The 16,301-nt window shown below is 67.4% G+C and carries 13 protein-coding genes; 11 read left to right on the plus strand and 2 right to left on the minus strand.

From position 1 onward, the window contains the following. Positions 1 to 216: 216 nt before the first annotated feature. Both ACFOSH_RS27885 and ACFOSH_RS27890 read left to right on the plus strand, forming a co-directional pair. On the plus strand, positions 217 to 471 hold the full coding sequence (locus ACFOSH_RS27885; protein WP_378242028.1) for a hypothetical protein: 255 nt from the start codon (positions 217 to 219) through the stop codon (positions 469 to 471). Continuing rightward, positions 468 to 740, plus strand: a complete 273-nt coding sequence (locus ACFOSH_RS27890) for a hypothetical protein (RefSeq protein ID WP_378242029.1) — start codon at positions 468 to 470, stop codon at positions 738 to 740. Before ACFOSH_RS27885 ends, ACFOSH_RS27890 begins: the two co-directional genes overlap by 4 nt. A gap of 75 nt (positions 741 to 815) precedes the next feature. Here the strand turns inward: ACFOSH_RS27890 and ACFOSH_RS27895 are convergent, their stop codons facing one another. Then, positions 816 to 1,322, minus strand: coding sequence for a DUF1269 domain-containing protein (locus ACFOSH_RS27895; RefSeq protein ID WP_378242030.1), 507 nt, complete (start codon positions 1,320 to 1,322; stop codon positions 816 to 818). Positions 1,323 to 1,524: 202 nt separating this feature from the next. Here ACFOSH_RS27895 and ACFOSH_RS27900 point away from each other — a divergent pair, with 202 nt between their 5' ends. Both ACFOSH_RS27900 and ACFOSH_RS27905 read left to right on the plus strand, forming a co-directional pair. Then, positions 1,525 to 1,989: a DUF7144 family membrane protein gene (locus tag ACFOSH_RS27900; RefSeq protein ID WP_378242031.1), complete on the plus strand. Its 465-nt coding sequence runs from the start codon at positions 1,525 to 1,527 to the stop codon at positions 1,987 to 1,989. A gap of 143 nt (positions 1,990 to 2,132) precedes the next feature. After that, positions 2,133 to 4,634, plus strand: a complete 2,502-nt coding sequence (locus ACFOSH_RS27905; RefSeq protein WP_378242032.1) for a LuxR C-terminal-related transcriptional regulator — start codon at positions 2,133 to 2,135, stop codon at positions 4,632 to 4,634. An 8-nt stretch (positions 4,635 to 4,642) separates the two neighbouring features. On the opposite strand, the gene ACFOSH_RS27910 is transcribed toward ACFOSH_RS27905, so the two are convergent. Then, the gene (locus ACFOSH_RS27910) at positions 4,643 to 5,854 is read right to left on the minus strand and encodes an AI-2E family transporter (RefSeq protein ID WP_378242033.1); all 1,212 of its coding nucleotides are present in this window, start codon (positions 5,852 to 5,854) and stop codon (positions 4,643 to 4,645) included. A 597-nt stretch (positions 5,855 to 6,451) separates the two neighbouring features. Between ACFOSH_RS27910 and ACFOSH_RS27915 the strand changes: the two genes are divergently transcribed. From ACFOSH_RS27915 to ACFOSH_RS27945, 7 genes are all read left to right on the plus strand, one after another. Beyond that, positions 6,452 to 7,804: a hypothetical protein gene (locus tag ACFOSH_RS27915; RefSeq protein WP_378242034.1), complete on the plus strand. Its 1,353-nt coding sequence runs from the start codon at positions 6,452 to 6,454 to the stop codon at positions 7,802 to 7,804. 370 nt (positions 7,805 to 8,174) lie between these two features. After that, a complete protein-coding gene (vanH, locus tag ACFOSH_RS27920) occupies positions 8,175 to 9,206 on the plus strand; it encodes a VanH-AOV family D-lactate dehydrogenase (RefSeq protein ID WP_378242035.1) in 1,032 nt (343 codons plus the stop codon). Between the two features lies 1 nt (position 9,207). After that, entirely contained in the window at positions 9,208 to 10,251 is a 1,044-nt protein-coding gene (vanA-Ao2, locus tag ACFOSH_RS27925) for a D-alanine--(R)-lactate ligase VanA-Ao2 (RefSeq protein WP_378242036.1), read from the plus strand. After that, complete coding sequence (vanX, locus tag ACFOSH_RS27930; RefSeq protein WP_378242037.1) at positions 10,248 to 10,856, plus strand: D-Ala-D-Ala dipeptidase VanX; 609 nt, start codon at positions 10,248 to 10,250, stop codon at positions 10,854 to 10,856. Before vanA-Ao2 ends, vanX begins: the two co-directional genes overlap by 4 nt. A 1,307-nt stretch (positions 10,857 to 12,163) precedes the next feature. Then, positions 12,164 to 12,961: a winged helix-turn-helix transcriptional regulator gene (locus ACFOSH_RS27935; protein WP_378242038.1), complete on the plus strand. Its 798-nt coding sequence runs from the start codon at positions 12,164 to 12,166 to the stop codon at positions 12,959 to 12,961. A 363-nt stretch (positions 12,962 to 13,324) separates the two neighbouring features. Continuing rightward, entirely contained in the window at positions 13,325 to 14,188 is an 864-nt protein-coding gene (locus ACFOSH_RS27940; RefSeq protein ID WP_378242039.1) for a prephenate dehydrogenase, read from the plus strand. Between the two features lie 160 nt (positions 14,189 to 14,348). Beyond that, positions 14,349 to 16,301: an ABC transporter ATP-binding protein gene (locus ACFOSH_RS27945; protein WP_378242040.1), complete on the plus strand. Its 1,953-nt coding sequence runs from the start codon at positions 14,349 to 14,351 to the stop codon at positions 16,299 to 16,301.

Raw genomic sequence — 16,301 nt, forward strand, 5'->3', positions numbered from 1 at the left:
CAGCCTCCTTTGCGGCCAGTTTCACATCGTCTTGGCGGATCCTGCCACGCAATTCGGCCGTCTCACCCGCGTTGGGCGAGGAAAAGGACACGCCTACCCAGAATCGTGTGCCCCGTGAAGGCTCGTGGAGATTACTGGATAAATCAGAAAGGCCGGAAACGGCCGACGTCGGTATTCATCGCGACGCAGTTCTTCTGGATCGGTCCCGTCGAGTTCGTGACACTCGACGTCCTGCGGACCGGTCGCGTCGGACCCGAGGCGGTGCTGTTCTCGCTCGCCGTCCTGTTCGCCACCCTGACCTCGGTGACCTCGATCCGGCTCGCCGTCAGGGCCGGTCTCGACCTGTTCGCGAGGCTGGTGTTCCTGCCGTCGAACACCTGGTCTTCGATCATGTCGGCGGTCGACCTGGCGATACTCGCCGCGGCGTGGTTCCTGGCGGGGCGGGCCGGAAGGGGGGAGGGGAACCGATGAGCCTGTCGATTCCGGTCCAGGGTGGACCATTGGCCGGAGTGAATTACGTCTTCCGGGGCAGCGGCCGAATCCCCGAACAGGCGAACGGGGCGGTAGACGATTTCCGGGGAATGCTCGTCGTCCCGGTCGGCACGGAGATGATCGTTTTCGGCACCGTCACCGATCAAGGAAGCATTTCCCGCATTCTGCGGACGCTCGAGGCGCTCGGTATGCGGGTGGACTCGGTGCACCGAGTCCGGGAACTACCCGAATACACGACCATTCGATAATCCGTCCGTGAAGGCCTCCTTGAAGGACCCAGGGTCCTTCAAGGAGGCCTTCACGGACTTACCCGTCGTGTGCGGTCAGAGCCGTTCGGGGAGCGGGAACTCGCCGAAAGCGGTCCGCAGCCGCGCCTCTTCCTCGTCGGAGAGATTCGTGGTCAGCAGGGTGGCACCGGTCTCCTTGAACGGCTCCGCGACCCTGTCCAGGACGGTGCCGTCCGCCATCACGAACAGCGCGGACGTGCCCGGGATGACGCGCTCCCGGACGGTGGCGACGAAGTCGTCGTCGATGCCGATATGGGACAGCGAACCGGTCAGTGCCCCGATCGCCGCGCCCACGGCCATCCCCAGCAGCGGGACCAGGAAGATCAGGCCGAACAGCAGCCCCCAGAACCCGCCGCCCAGCGCGCCGGCACCGGTCAGGGAGCCGAGGTCCTTGGTCTTCGGCTTCTTCCGGTCTTCGGGCCAGGTGACGTACGCCGCGTCGGCGATCGAGATGAGCTGTTGCTTCTGCAGTCGTTTCAGCAGCTCGAGCGCGTTCTCGGCGCCATCGGCGGTGGGAAAGGCCCATACGGTCAGCGAACTCATGATGTGGTCCTCCTCGGTCGGCGAATCGATCGTCCGAGCGGCACTGTGCTCGCCGTCGCCGCTGCCCCGCATCGCCCGTGCGGCGTGAGCCGGAGACCGCTCCGGCCAGGCCTGATCTCACCTGACGCGGGCGAGGCCCCCGTCACGGTGGACGCACCATGATCGCCCGAGTCCGCAGCCTCTCCTTCCGAAAAGAGGGACCATGAGTGAAAGAACGCATCACTGGACCGCCACGGCCGGGACCGGCCCGCCGCCGTCCCCTCCGGACCCGGCCACCGCCCGGTCCGGACGGTCGGGTTGGATCTGGTTCGCCGGGTCGATCACCGTCATGGCAGGCCTGTTCACGGCGGTGGAAGGACTGGTCGCACTGTTCGACCGGAACTACTACCTGCTCGGCCCCTCGGGGTTGCTCGTCTTCGACCTCGGCGCCTGGGGGTGGATCCACCTGATCGTCGGGGCCCTCGCCGTGCTCGCGGGGAGCGCGCTGTTCACCGGAGCCCCGTGGGCCCGCATCATCACCGTCGTGCTCGCCGGCTTCAACGCCTTGGGGCAACTGGTGTTCCTGTCCGCGTACCCGATCTGGGGCGTGGTGGTCATCGCGCTCGACGTCCTGGTGATCTGGGCGGTGCTCGTGCACGGGGACGAGGGCAAGTACGAGATCTGGTGACCTGTAGGCCACTCCGGCGATCAGTACAGTCGTGGCCTCCGCCGGCTCAGACGCGGAACCGGGGTCGCGATCCTTCGGACGATCGAGAGGTTGACTTGCCCGCTCGAACGACGTCGCGGTCCTGGCGGATCCCCGGAGCGAAGGTGACGGTGCCGCGGGTGCCGGGCATCTTCGTCCCGCGTTCCCGGCTCATGGCCCTGTTCGACCGCGTCACCACCCGGCCGGTGACGGTGCTCCGGGCTCCGGCCGGCTCCGGAAAGACCACGGCACTGGCCGGGTGGGCCCGCGATCGGCGGGACATCGCCTGGGTGTCACTGGACGACGACGACAACGACGAACGACGCCTGTGGGCGGCGATCCTCCTCGCGCTGCGGCGTAGTCCCCACCTGCCGGAGGACGGTTCCCTGTGCCGGCTCGGGCCACCGATACCCGGGCGGCGCACCGAGTTCCTCGCCGATCTCGGCGACGCGTTCGCCGGGCTGCGTGAACCGGTGTGGCTGGTACTGGACGACGTCCAGGAGATCACCGGTCCGGAATCGCTGGAAGCGCTCGCGGCGCTGGCCCGGCACCAACCGCCGATGCTGCGGCTGGTGCTGGCCACCCGGGTCGAGCCGAAACTCCGGCTGGCCCGCCTTGAGGTCGAAGGCACCCTTTCGCGGCTCGGTGCCGTCGAACTCCGGTTCAGCGCGGAGGAGACGGCATGTCTCCTCCGCGCCACCGGGGCCACGGTGAGCGAAGACCGCGTCCGCGAACTCACCGAGCGCACCGCCGGTTGGGCCGCCGCGCTCGGCTGGGCCGCGGTGTCGGTGCGAGACGCCGAGGACGCGGACGGACTCGTCGCCGCGGTCGGGGGCGACGAGCTCGCCGTGGCCCGGTTCTTCGCCGACGAGGTGCTTTCGCGGCTGCCGTCGGCGACGTCGGATCTCTTGCTGTGCATCAGTGTCTGCGAAACGGTGAGCGCGTCGCTGGCCGCCCGCCTGTCGGGTTCGCCGGACGCCGGGGTGACACTGGACGAACTGGAGCGGGAGACCGGTCTGGTCGTGCGTACCCCCGCCGACACCTACCGCCTTCCCGCGCTGTTGCGCGGTTTCCTGCAGGCCGAACTCGCGCGGCGAGCCCCCGCGCGGGTTCGGCGACTGCAGGGGATCGCCGCCCGCTGGTACGCCGGGGAAGGCCGGTTCGGGGAAGCCCTGACGCACGCCGTCGCGGGACGCGATCGCCAGCGCGTCCTGCACCTGGCGCGGGACCACGCGGTGCGCCAGGTGCTGGCGGGCGACGGGGCCCTGGTCCGGGGAGCGCTCGCCTATCTGGGGGAGGGGGCGTTGACGGCGAGCCCGCGGCTGCGGCTGGCGTCCGCGCTGGAACACGTCCAGCGCGGGGATTTCCTCGCCGCCGCCACCGATCTCGGTGACGACGGCCTGCGGCTGCTGGCCGTGCCCCATCTCGCGCTGGTGACCGGGAGCAGGCCGCCCGAGATCGCGGTGCCCCCGGTGGCGCGGTCGCCGGAGGCCGTCGCGTGGGACAAGCTCGACCTGGTCTGGCGGTCCCTCTACCGGGGCGCTCGCCGCCACGCCGTCACCCGCGCCGAAGAAGCGCTGCGCGCGGCACACGGAGAACGTCTGGAACACCTCGTGCTCCACAGCAGACTCGCGCTCGCCGTCGCTACCGCGCTGCTCGGGGACCACACGGCGATGCGGCGGGCGTGCATCGGCGCGCTCGCCGTCGCCCGGCGGCACGGCTGGCGCCGGTCACCGGGCGTCGCCGAATGCCATCTGATGCTGGCCTATGACGATCTGATGCGCTTCGAGCCGGTGGCGGCGGCGGGCGAACTGGCACAGGCCCCGAGAACGGAGGTGCCCGGATCCACTCCGGTTCTCGGGCCGCTCCGCGGGTTCTTTGAAGGCATGGTCCGCTTCGACAGCGGTGACCGGGCGGCGGGCTCGCAGGCCATGCGGGTGGCACGGCGCCGGCTCGCGGACCTCGAACTGCCTCGCGAGATCACGGCGATCTGCACGGTGGCGGAACACCATGCGGCGCTCGTGGTCGGCGAAGGACTGCACGCGGCCGAGGTGTTCGCCTGGGCACAGGAGAGATTGCCGGGTACCGCCGAACTGGCCCTGCTCCAGATACGGGCCCATCTCGCCGTCGAAGAGACCGGCCTGGCCGAGAAGATCCTGCGCGCCACCGCGGCCGCTCCCGCGCTGTTGCCCGCCACGCCGGTGGACACCTGTCTGGCGGAAAGCGCGCTCGCGTCGCGCTCCCACCGGCGGACCCTGGCGCTGCACGCCCTGGACCGTGCGCTCACTCTCGCCCGGCCGCACCGCCTGGTACGCCCGTTCGCGCTCGCCGAGCCGCGGGTCCGGAACCTCTTGATCGACCATTCGGGCGGTTTCGGCTCGCTGGACGGCTTCGCCCAGTCGGTCCGCGGCAGACTCGTCCCGAACACCCCGCCCAGCGAGCTGACCGATCGGGAGCAGGTGGTGCTGCAGCGGCTGCCGTCGCAGCGCTCGCTGGACGAGATCGCGTCGGATCTCACGGTCTCGGTCAACACGGTGAAGACCCACGTCCGGTCCATCTACGGCAAACTCGGGGTGAACAACCGCCGGTCGGCCGTGGTGGTGGCGCGCCACCACGGCCTGACCTGAGCGGCCGGTCACTCCGGCTCCCGGTTCGGCGCGCACAGCAGCGCCTCCGCCCAGCGGGCGCGGGGATCGACGTCGATGAGCAACGCCTTCGCCAGCAGCGTCGCCGGCACGGCCAGGACAGCGCCGAGCGGGCCGAGCAGCCAGGTCCAGAACACCAGCGTGAGTACGGTGACCAAAGTGGACAGACCGACCGATTCCGCGACGAACCGTGGCTGGATCAGCGACTGCACCACGAAGTTCAGCAGGACGTAGACGGCGATCGTCACGACCATGGCACGCCAGCCGCCGTCGAGGAGTGCGATGAGCGCGGGCGGGACCACCCCGATCACGAAGCCCACGTTGGGCACGTAGTTGGTGACGAACGACAGCAGACCCCACAGCACGGCCGCCGGGATGCCGAGCAGCGCGAGCGCGACCGTGTCGAGCGCCGCCACCACCCCGCCGAACACCGTCGTCACGACCAGATAACGCCGGGTGCCGAAAGCGAAGCGCCGCAACGCCATGCTGATCCACGGCCGATCCCGCGCGATCCGGTCGAGCCGCTGCCCCGCCCACGCCGATTCGGTGCTCAGGAACAACATCAGCGCGAGCAGGAAGGCCAGGTTCGTGACCAGGCCACCGACGCTCGCGAGCAGGGAACCGGCGATACCGACCAGTTTCCCGGTGTCCACAGCGGACAGCATCTCGTGCAGCTGCTGGTCGCCGACCCCGAACCGGCCGAGGAACGCCATCCCGTCCCGGAGCAGTTCGTCGGCCTGCCCGGCGTAACGGGGGAGCAGGGCCGACAGTTGCGCGAGGGACACCACGACCACCAGGAACAGCGTGAGCAACGCGGTGTACACGGTGACGACCAGGACGGCGACCGTCAGCCACCGGGGTAGACCCTTGCCTAGCAACCAGGTCCGCACCGGATCGAGGGTGATCACGATGACGAGCGCGAGGAACACGGGCCCGACGAGCCAAGCGACGGCATTCACCCCGGCCAGCACGATGACCGCGGCGGCGGCGCCCAGCAGCACCACCAGCGCGCGAGGCAGCGCCGTGCCGGTGGCCCGCTGGTCCGAGGGCGGCCACGAAACCCGTGGCGCGCCGGTGTTGAGCTTGCCCGCGAACCCGCGGATCGGATGGCGGGATTCCCGTCGCCGCCCCGTTCTCTGGCGGCGACGGGTCCATCGAGGGCGGCGGAACCGGTACACGGGGAATTCGTCGAGTCGCACCATGCGGCATCCTCCGGAGACGGTCTGGTGTTGCCCTACGGTGGCAGGGTTTCGCCGTGGGAAGGTCACCCGGTGCGGGCGAAAGCTCCGGTGGTCTTGAGTGGTTCGGGTCGCTCTGGGGCGGCGTGTCGTGTCGTTGAGGTGTCCCCAATGCCACATTGGGCGCAGGCTCGGTGTCGTGAAGGCCTCCTTGAGGACGTTCAACGTCCTGAAGGGGGCCTTCAGGACAGCGGTGTAGTCCCCTTCAGTAGCCCGACCCCTTTGCCTCACCCCTGATTTGTCCCTTGTGGACAGTCGCGGTCTATGTGCCGCGAAAGCCACTTTCGCAACGTGGGTTCCGGCGCCTGCGTCGGGGTCGCGACCGGTTGGCTCCTGCCGAGAGGGGGCCGGAGGGGTGCGGCCGAGCACTGTCGCCGCATAACGGCGACGTCGAAGGATCGTGACCTGAAAAAAGGGGATCCGCCCGCCCCGCCACTCCCTGAAGGCGAAATCCTCAGCCGCGCTCCAGTGCCTGCGCGACCACCGGAAGTTCCGGTATACGTGGAATGGACAGCGCCGCCGGGGAGGACGGCATGGCGCGTCAACGCAAGGGGGATTCAATTGTTCGACGCACGTATTGTCGCCGATCAAGTCAGTCCGGTCGCCAAGCCGAAGATCAGAATTCTGTTCTACACGGATTTCATCGGCTTCAGCGGTAACGGTGGTTTCGCACTGGGCATTCTTCGCGATCTGATCTTGGCGAATCAGCCGTTCTTCGCTCAGATAGAGATCGATCTGATCAATCGGCACGACGGCGGGCATGCCGCCAACAAACTCACTTCCGGTGTGCTCGGCAGATACGAGCAGGTGTGGTTCTTCGGTCTGGCGCAGTCCAATATGCCGGGACAGCCGGAGAACGAACTCGTGGACGCTGAGGTCGCCGCCCTGCGGACCTGGATGGACGCCGGCGGCGGTGTGCTCATCACCGGCGACCACTCCAATCCGCGTCCGCCGGGGGCGGATCCGTCACTGGCCGAGTACCTGAACCTGGGGCGCGCGCTGGGGCACCGGGTCCCGCGTGCGGGTGAGCTGCGGGTGTGGGACGACCGGCCGGATTCGAGTATCGAGTTCAGCCACAACACCCACCAGCCGGACCCGTGGGGCAGTGACCTCAACCAGCCGATCCCGAACGATCTGGACCCGTACCCGCAGGAGCTGATCCTGCGGCGCCGGCTCGGCAGGCCGCACCCGTTGTTCCAGGGCAGGCGGGGGCCGATCACCGTCTTCCCGGACCACATGCACGAGGGTCAGCTGCTCATCCCCGAGCGGTTCCCGGCGGACGTGTGGCCGTCGGGCCGCCTTGGCCGGCCGAAGCCCGAGATCGTCGCGCATGGCACCGACAAGCGCAACGGCGCGGTCTACGGCGTGTCCAGTGTGTACGACGGGGCGGCCGCGGGCGTGGGGCGGATCGTGGCCGACGCCACGTGGCACCACTATTTCGACCTCAACCTGTGGGGGTTCCAGAAGGGCGGCGACGTACTCGACCGCCTCACCGAGTACTACGTGAACCTCACACTCTGGCTGACGCCGAGGCTGGTCAAGCGGGAGGTCAACGGGCAGCTGCTGTACTGGCTTTCGCACAGCCTGAGCATCCGGGCGGTGCTGCCGGAGGGCTTCCGGGTGCCGGGGATCACCGCGGCGGGCCTGGTCCGCGAGGTCGCCGGGCAGGGTGTCCTGGACGACCTGGTCTGGCCACTCGAAGGGACGCCCGGGGTGCCGGAAGAGCTGTTGCTGGGCGCCGTCGTCAAGGCTTCCGTCGCCGCGCTGAGCAGCGCGGATGCCGCGGCGTTCGACACCGCGGACGTCGTCGGACGGGGCCTGCGGGCCGGCACCGAGGAGTACGCCGCCGAGCTGCGGGCGGCGCTCGGCGAGCTCGACGGCTTGAACGAGCTCATCACCCAGGGTCTCCGCTGACCTGGTTCCGCATGCTCGAGGGCCCCCTTTTCCGCGTTCGGCGCGAGGGGAGGGGGCCTTCGCCAAGGGTCGGCGCCGGGACGGAAGCACCCCGTGATCGAGTGGGTACAAAGCGTGGAGGAGTATCGGTACCGCCATGGCTTTGTGGCATCCGTCACGGGACGGTTTCGTCACTCGGCCCGGGCGGGCAAGATCTACCGCAAGGCGCCCGTGGCGCAGGTGAGCGAAGACGATGCGACCCCTCCGAGCAGAGGGTTCGTCCTGGCTGTTCAACACGGCGCGCACTCGGTGCTACCGGTTGGTAACATATTGTCGGGGCATCGAAAACCCCATAAGAGACGGCAAAACCGCGCTGCCTACAATGTCGGGCATGACCTACAGCGAACCAGCGCGATCAGCTGCCCCCCGCACCGGATCGCTGGCGTCCGCGTCCCCCTCGGCCGTCTTGACCAGGGGAATCACGATTTATGGCTGCGGGCAGGACGAGGCCGCCTTGTTTCGGGAGATGGCACCTCGTTTCGGCATAATGCCGACCATCGCGGAGGCGCCGGTATCCGAGGCCAATATCGAACTGGTTTCGGGAAACCGTTGTATCAGTGTCGGTCATAAGACCCCGATCACGAACTCCATTCTTTCCGCACTCGCCAAGGCGGGCGTGGAATACATCTCCACGCGGAGCATCGGCTTCAACCACATCGACGTGAACCACGCCGAGAGCGTCGGTATCACCGTCGGTAACGTCGCCTACTCGCCCGACAGCGTCGCCGACTTCACCCTGATGCTGATGCTGATGGCCGTGCGCGACGCCAAGTCCATCATCCGCCGGACGGAAGTCCACGACTACCGGCTGAACGAGGTCCGCGGGAAAGAACTGCGCGATCTGACCGTCGGTGTGGTCGGAACCGGGCGGATCGGTGTCGCTGTCCTGGACAGGCTGCGCGGTTTCGGTTGCCGGGTGCTGGCCTACGACACGCTGCTCACCGCCCCCGTCGATTACGTCTCTCTTGACGAATTGCTGCGGGAGAGCGACATCGTGACGCTCCACGTGCCGCTCAACACCGACACCTACCATCTGCTCGATCAGCGGGCCATCGAGAAGATGAAGCACGGCGCGTACATCATCAACACCGGACGTGGTCCGCTTATCGAGACCGAGGCCCTCATTTCGGCCCTGGAAAGCGGCAAGCTGGGCGGAGTGGGACTGGATGTCCTCGAAGGAGAGGAAGGGATCTTCTACGCCGACTGCAGGAACAAGACGATCGAGAGCAAGACGTTGCTGCGGTTGGAGAAACTGTCGAACGTTCTCATCAGTCCGCATACCGCCTACTACACTGACCACGCGCTGAGTGACACTGTTGAAAACTCCATCATCAATTGTCTCAAATTCGAAAGCGGGAAGTAGCATGGATAGGTTGAAAATCGGAATTCTGTTCGGCGGGCTTTCCGAAGAACACCCTATCTCCATCAAGTCTGCGAGCGAGGTCGCGAAGAACCTCGACCTCGAGAAGTACGAGCCGTTCTACATCGGGATCACGCAGAGTGGTTCCTGGCTGCTGTGCGACGGCCCCTCCGCCGACTGGGAGCAGACCGCGAACCCTCGCCCCGCCATCCTGTCGCCGGACCGCGGCGTGCACGGCCTGCTGGTCCTGGACGAAGGCAAGTACGAGACGATCGCCCTTGACGTGGTGCTGCCGGTCCTGCACGGCAAGTTCGGTGAAGACGGCACGGTGCAGGGTCTGCTGGAGTTCTCCGGCATCCCTTACGTCGGCTGCGACCTCCCGAGCTCGGTCATGTGCATCGACAAGTCGCTCACCTACTCCGTCGTCCGCAGCGCGGGCATCGCGACGCCGAACTTCCACATCGTCACGGCGGACAACGACATCGATGCCGACAAGCTCACGTACCCCGTCTTCGTGAAGCCGGCCCGTTCGGGTTCGTCCTTCGGTGTCAGCAAGGTCTCTTCGAAGGAAGAGCTGCCCGCCGCCCTCGCGGAGGCGCGTCAGTACGACGGCAAGATCCTGATCGAGGAAGCCGTCATCGGCAGCGAGATCGGCTGCTCCGTCCTGGGCAGCGGCGACGACCTGCTGACCGGTGAGGTGGACCGGGTCGCGCTGACCCACGGGTTCTTCAAGATCCACCAGGAAGAGAGCCCCGAGACCGGTTCCGAGAACTCGAGCTTCATCGTTCCCGCGGACATCCCGGAGGAGGCGAGCACGCTCGTCAAGGAGACCGCGAAGGTCATCTACCGCGCCCTGGGCTGCAGCGGGCTCGCGCGGGTCGACCTCTTCCTCAAGGAGGACGGAAGCGTCGTCCTCAACGAGGTCAACACCCTGCCCGGCTTGACCTCCTACAGCCGGTACCCGCGGATGATGGCGGCCGCCGGCATCTCGCTCGACGTCCTTCTCGACCGGCTGGTGACGCTGACCCTGGCGGGTCGCAACGGATGAGGGAGGATTTCGCCTTCGTCGACGAGGTCGTCCCCGGAATCCGCTGGGACGCCAAGTACGCCACCTGGGACAACTTCACCGGCAAACCGGTGGACGGCTACCTGGTGAACCGCGTCGCCGGCACGCGTGCGTTCTGCGCGGCGCTGGAGAAGGCACGGGACAAGGCCGAGTCGCTCGGCTTCGGCCTCCTTCTCTGGGACGTTTACCGCCCGCAGCGCGCCGTGGACCGCTTCATGCGCTGGGCGGAGGAGCCCGAAGACGGCCGGAAGAAGGCCAGGCACTACCCGAACATCGATCGCCCCCAGATGTTCGAACAGGGCTACGTCGCCACCAAGTCGGGCCACAGCCGGGGCAGCACGGTGGACCTGACGCTCTTCCGTCTGGACACCGGTGAACTCGCCGACATGGGTGGCGACCACGACGTGATGGACGTCGTCTCCCATCACGGCGCGGCCGGTGTCACGGAAGAACAGGAAAAGAACCGCAAACACCTCTGTTCCGTCATGGAGGACAGCGGCTTCAGCTCGTACGAGTGCGAGTGGTGGCACTACAGCTTGAAGGACGAACCGTATCCGGACACCTATTTCGACTTTCCGATCGCCTGATCGGAAAGAAGGGGACCGGTGTCCGCCCGGTCGGTCATGTCGATGCCGCGGGTGCCCTGAGTGGCACTCGCGGCATCGCCGTCTTCTGACAAAGTTTGTCTTCCTCACTCGGCCGGGGTAGCCCGAACCGTGGATATATCCGGAAATCTCCCTCCGATCGAGCGGTGTGCGCCCGCCTCCGGGTGAAGAAGCGGAGAACAGCAGGTTCCCGACGGCCGCCGCTGCGTGGACGGTTCAGGGTCGCCTCCACCTTCGCACTCCCCGCTTTGCTCCCGGCGCTCGTCGCTCCTCGGTATCGCATAGGGGGAAGAACCGTGCGATAGCGGACCAACCGTTGAGAAGCGCCGACTCGACCGTTCGTGTGAACAAGTGTCGAAGATCGGAACGGGGCGACCGGGTGCCGTGATCATCCCACGTTTGAAATCAAGTCCTGCGAATGGACTAACGGACCCCGCCGGCGGCTCGGTCACCATGTCCGTGACCTGCGCAGGCGGTAGTGCGCTACTTACCGTCGGCGATCGAGTCAATACCGAAGTTGAAGTTTCGAATATTGATCTTGGGTACCCGCTTCGCTGCGGAATTACCCTGTTCGTCAATTGCCGACAACGATTTGCCGTGCCATGCTGCAGTGGTGTGCAACCCGCTGGGGTTGACCGGGTGCGCACTTACTGGGGACTCGAGGGGGGGCGACGGTGTCTCGCGATGCAGTCATAGATTCCGGCCGGTGAGCCACTGATCCGAACCGGTGTCGAGAACACCAGATCGAAAACTTCCGAGACCTCGCTTTGTGGTGGGCTCCGGCTTCTTCGGGCTGAACGGGTGTAGGCCCTTGCCGGACCGAAGCCGCTGAGCGAATGTCTTGAGGAGAGCTTCAGCCGGGGCGAGGGAAGGATTTCCTTCCGCCTCGGTGGTTCGTCGGAACACACGCTGCCACCGGTCAGCTGGGAGACCGTGGAGGCGGACCGCACGCGGTCCCGCAGGTGGCGTTTTCAGTAGTCCTCACCGTCGAGGACGCCCGCCGCGCGGCGGAGATCGCGCCGGCCGGGATCGTGGTGTCCAACCACCGAATCCAAGCAGTTGGACGGTGGGTCCACAGTCATGTCAAAAAAGTGACGAACAACAGATTCAGTGGGGGCTAGGTGGATCCGACGAGAGTTGACCTGTCCGCTCTCCCGGTCGTCGAAATCGAGCTGTCACGGCTGTCGTCCGTGTGCTCGCCGCGAACTTCGGGCGAGGATCCGGACCACGTCGAGACATTGCTGTCGGCAGAATGGGAGCTTCCGCCCATTCTCGTGCACAGACCGACGATGCGGGTGGTCGATGGCCTGCACAGGCTCAAGGCGGCGCGAGTCAGAGGCGACACGAAGATTCAGGCAAGATTCATCGACGGCACCGAATCCGATGCCTTCGTCCTGGCCGTGGAAGCGAACATCCGGCATGGTCTGCCGCTCACACTGGCGGATCGCAAACGAGCGGCCGTCCAGATCATCGGAACGCATCCACAGTGGTCCGACCGGCGGGTGGCCTCGGCGACGGGGATCTCCGCGGGCACGGTGGCGGATCTTCGCAAACGTGGTGGGGACAACGGGAACGAGGCCAGGATCGGCCGGGACGGGCGCGTCCGCCCCGTCGACAGCTCGGAACGGCGGAAGCTCGCCGCCGACCTCATCCGCAGTGATCCCGGTCTTTCGCTCCGGCAGGTCGCCAAGCAGGTCGGCATCTCCCCGGAGACGGTCCGGGACGTGCGCGGCAGGCTGGAACGCGGCGAGAGCCCGACCCCGGACGGGACCCGGAGACTGAGGGCCAAGCCGGATCCGTTGAACCTGACGGAATCCGACCTTGGCCACACCATGGATCGGGAACGACTCACCGTGCTGGAGCGGCTCAAGGCCGACCCGGCGCTGCGGCTGAGCGAAGTCGGCCGGATCCTGCTGCGGATGCTCGCCATGCATTCCCTGGACGGGAACGAGTGGGAAAGGATCCTGCACGGTGTCCCGCCGCATCTGTACGGCGTGGTCGCCGGATTCGCCAGGGAACACGCCAGGGTCTGGGCGGGGTTCGCGGATCACCTGGAGCACCGGGCGACCGATCTGGCCGCGCGATGACCCCGGAAGGCATCGGGTAGGCGAAGAACGCAAGACCGGCTTTCGCCGGTGATCGGGGCGAAGGGGATCTTCCCGCGCGACATGCGGTGAAGGTCCTTCTCGCCCCGTTTCTTTTTGTTGAGGGGTAAGGCAAAGGTGCCGTTGAGGTGTCCCCAATGCCACATTGGGCGCACACCCGGGGTCGGGGGCTCGGTGTCGTGAAGGCCTCTTTGAAGACGTTCAACGTCCTGAAGGGGGCCTTCAGGACAGTGGGGTGGCGCGGCGAAAGTCCCCTTCACCAATCTGACCCGGTGGCCTTACCCCTCGACAACTGCCAAGGCCCCGCGGCTCGACATCCCCCGGAGCACGGCCTAAGAAGTAGGAGTGACCATCGAGAGCGCGCTTGTCGACGGCACCGGACTCATCGGCACCTCGGCCGCGTTGGCCCTTCGCGAGAAGGGCGTGACGGTCTACCTCTCCGACATCGACGGGCGGGCCGTCCGGCTGGCGCGGGAGCTCGGCGCGGGGCGGGAATGGGCAGGCGAGGAAGCCGACGTCGCGGTGATCGCCGTACCGCCGCACCTCGTGGGGGAACGGCTGGCCGAGCTGCAGAAACAAGGTGCCGCAAGGACTTACACCGACGTCGCCAGCGTCAAGGCCGACCCGATCGCCGACGCGGAGCGGCTCGGCTGCGACCTGACGTCCTATGTGCCGGGACATCCGCTCGCCGGCCGCGAGCGGTCCGGCCCGGCCGCCGCCCGCGCCGAGCTGTTCCAGGGCCGTCCCTGGGCGCTTTGCCCCGGGCTCCGTACGGACGCGGAAGCCTTGAGACGGGCGCGGGAGCTGGTGACGCTGTGCGGGGCGACGGCCGTCACCGTCGGCGCGGCCGAGCACGACTCGGCGGTGGCGCTGGTGTCGCACGCCCCGCATCTGGTGGCGTCGGCGATGGCGGCGAGCCTGCAGGGAGGCGACGACGTCGCGCTGAGCCTGGCGGGGCAGGGGTTGCGCGACGTGACGCGTATCGCCGCCGGGGATCCCTTGCTGTGGCAGCGGATTCTTTCCGGGAACGCCGTGGCGGTGGCCGGGGTGCTCGACCGGATCGCGGCGGATCTCGCGGTGGCGGCCTCGGCGTTGCGATCCGGCGATCCTGCAGGGGTGACGGATCTGCTCTGGCGTGGCGTGGCGGGTCACGGCCGGATCCCCGGTACACCGGGCTGCCGGGACCCGGCAGGTTCCACGGGACGCTAGGCGAAACGACGGTTCCCGGTGGGGCGCCCGCTTCCGCCCTGCGGCAAGGCCTTCACGAACGCGTCCAAGTGCCGAAAGTGCTCGCTTGGACCACTCGTGGACATCGACCCGATTCAGCACGATTGAGATCGCCGACTTGGCGTGTGAGAGAGGTGACCGAATGGACGTGGTGTTGCGGTTCGGGGGGGTGGACAAGAGCGATGACGATCCCGATCCCTGGGTCACCAAGGTCCACAAGGGAACGGTGCGCCGGGTGCTCACCTACTTCCGCCCGCATATCGGCAAGGTGGCGCTCTTCGTTCTCGTCGCCGCACTGGAGGCGCTGATCGTCGTCGCGACTCCGTTGCTGCTGAAGGAACTCATCGACGAAGGCATCGTCAAGAACGACGTCGGGGTCGTGGTCCTGATGGCCTGCATCACCGCCGGGCTCGCCTTCGTGGCCGCGGCGCTGGCGCTGGTGTCCGGCTACATCTCCGGGAAGATCGGCGAGGGGATCACCTACGACCTCCGGGTGCAGGCGCTCGAACACGTCCGGCGGCTGCCGATCGCGTTCTTCACCCGCACCCAGACCGGGATCCTGGTCGGCAGGCTGCATTCGGAACTGATCATGGCGCAGCAGCATTTCACCGGGCTGCTGATGGCCGCCACCGGCGTGGTCATGGTCGTGGTGGTGCTGGCCGAGCTGATCTACCTTTCGTGGCTCGTCGCCCTCATCACGCTGGTGCTGATCCCGATCTTCCTGGTGCCCTGGATCCGCGTCGGCCGGGTGATCCAGAAGCGCAGCGTGGCGCAGATGGACGCGAACACCGGCCTCGGCGGGCTTCTCCAGGAGCGGTTCAACGTCCAGGGGGCGATGCTCTCCAAGCTCTTCGGCCGCCCGGCCGAGGAGATGGCCGAGTTCAAGGAGCGGTCCGGCAAGATCCGCGAAATCGGCGTGAGCCTTTCCGTCTGGGGCCGGACCGCGTTCGTCATGATGGCGCTGATGGCCTCGCTCGCCACGGCGCTCGTCTACGGGATCGGTGGCGGGCTCGTGCTCGCCGGGGCGTTCCAGCTCGGCACGCTGGTCGCCATCGCCACCCTGCTCTCGCGGCTGTTCGGGCCGATCACCCAGCTGTCCGGGATGCAGGAGCTCGCGCAGACCGTCGTGGTGAGCTTCTCGCGGGTCTTCGAGCTGCTCGACCTGAAGCCGCTGATCCGGGAACGCCCCGACGCGGTCGACCTCGAAAAGAACAAGGCGCCGGACATCGAGTTCGAGAACGTCCGGTTCCGCTATCCCACCGCGGACGAGGTTTCGCTGGCGTCGCTGGAGCACCTGCGGACCGAGCGGGAGCGCGGCGAAGTGTCGCCGGACGTCCTGCGCGACGTGAGTTTCCACGTGCGGGCCGGCACCCTCACCGCGCTCGTCGGCCCGTCCGGCGCGGGGAAGTCCACCATCACCCACCTGGTCTCCCGGCTGTACGACCCGAACTCCGGGACGGTCCGCGTCGGCGGGCACGATCTGCGGGACCTCACCTTCGAGTCGCTCCGCGACACGGTGGGCGTGGTCAGCCAGGACGCGTACCTCTTCCACGACACGATCCGGGAGAACCTGCTCTACGCCCGCCCGACCGCCACCGAGGAAGAGCTGGTCGAGGCGTGCAAAGGGGCCCAGATCTGGGACCTGATCGAGTCTCTCCCGCTCGGGTTGGACACCGTCTCGGGTGATCGCGGCTACCGCATGTCGGGCGGGGAGAAGCAGCGGCTGGCCATCGCCAGGCTGCTGCTGAAGGCGCCCTCGATCGTCGTACTCGACGAGGCCACCGCTCACCTGGACTCCGAATCGGAGGCCGCCGTCCAGCGGGCGCTCAAGACCGCGCTGCGCGACCGGACCTCGATGGTGATCGCCCACCGGTTGTCCACGATCCGCGAGGCCGATCAGATCCTCGTGATCGACGGCGGCGGGGTCCGGGAGAGCGGGACGCACGACTCGCTGCTGGCGGCGGGTGGTCTCTACGCCGAGCTTTACCGCACGCAGTTCGCCAACCCGGACCGCGACGCGCCCAAGCCGGAGCTCGAAGAAGCCGAAGTGGAAGAGCCCGAACCGGCGATCCAATACATGGGTTTCGGAGGTTGA

The organism is Amycolatopsis speibonae (assembly GCF_042647925.1).
In the GTDB taxonomy this organism is placed as follows: domain Bacteria; phylum Actinomycetota; class Actinomycetes; order Mycobacteriales; family Pseudonocardiaceae; genus Amycolatopsis; species Amycolatopsis speibonae.

Excerpts from the sequence above, each read along its gene's own strand:
- ACFOSH_RS27890 (WP_378242029.1), top strand. The coding sequence starts at position 468 with ATGAGCCTGTCGATTCCGGTCCAGGGTGGACCATTGGCCGGAGTGAAT.
- ACFOSH_RS27895 (WP_378242030.1), bottom strand. The coding sequence starts at position 1,322 with ATGAGTTCGCTGACCGTATGGGCCTTTCCCACCGCCGATGGCGCCGAG.
- ACFOSH_RS27900 (WP_378242031.1), top strand. The coding sequence starts at position 1,525 with ATGAGTGAAAGAACGCATCACTGGACCGCCACGGCCGGGACCGGCCCG.
- ACFOSH_RS27910 (WP_378242033.1), bottom strand. The coding sequence starts at position 5,854 with ATGGTGCGACTCGACGAATTCCCCGTGTACCGGTTCCGCCGCCCTCGA.
- vanH (WP_378242035.1), top strand. The coding sequence starts at position 8,175 with ATGACCTACAGCGAACCAGCGCGATCAGCTGCCCCCCGCACCGGATCG.
- vanA-Ao2 (WP_378242036.1), top strand. The coding sequence starts at position 9,208 with ATGGATAGGTTGAAAATCGGAATTCTGTTCGGCGGGCTTTCCGAAGAA.
- vanX (WP_378242037.1), top strand. The coding sequence starts at position 10,248 with ATGAGGGAGGATTTCGCCTTCGTCGACGAGGTCGTCCCCGGAATCCGC.
- ACFOSH_RS27935 (WP_378242038.1), top strand. The coding sequence starts at position 12,164 with ATGCGGGTGGTCGATGGCCTGCACAGGCTCAAGGCGGCGCGAGTCAGA.
- ACFOSH_RS27945 (WP_378242040.1), top strand. The coding sequence starts at position 14,349 with ATGGACGTGGTGTTGCGGTTCGGGGGGGTGGACAAGAGCGATGACGAT.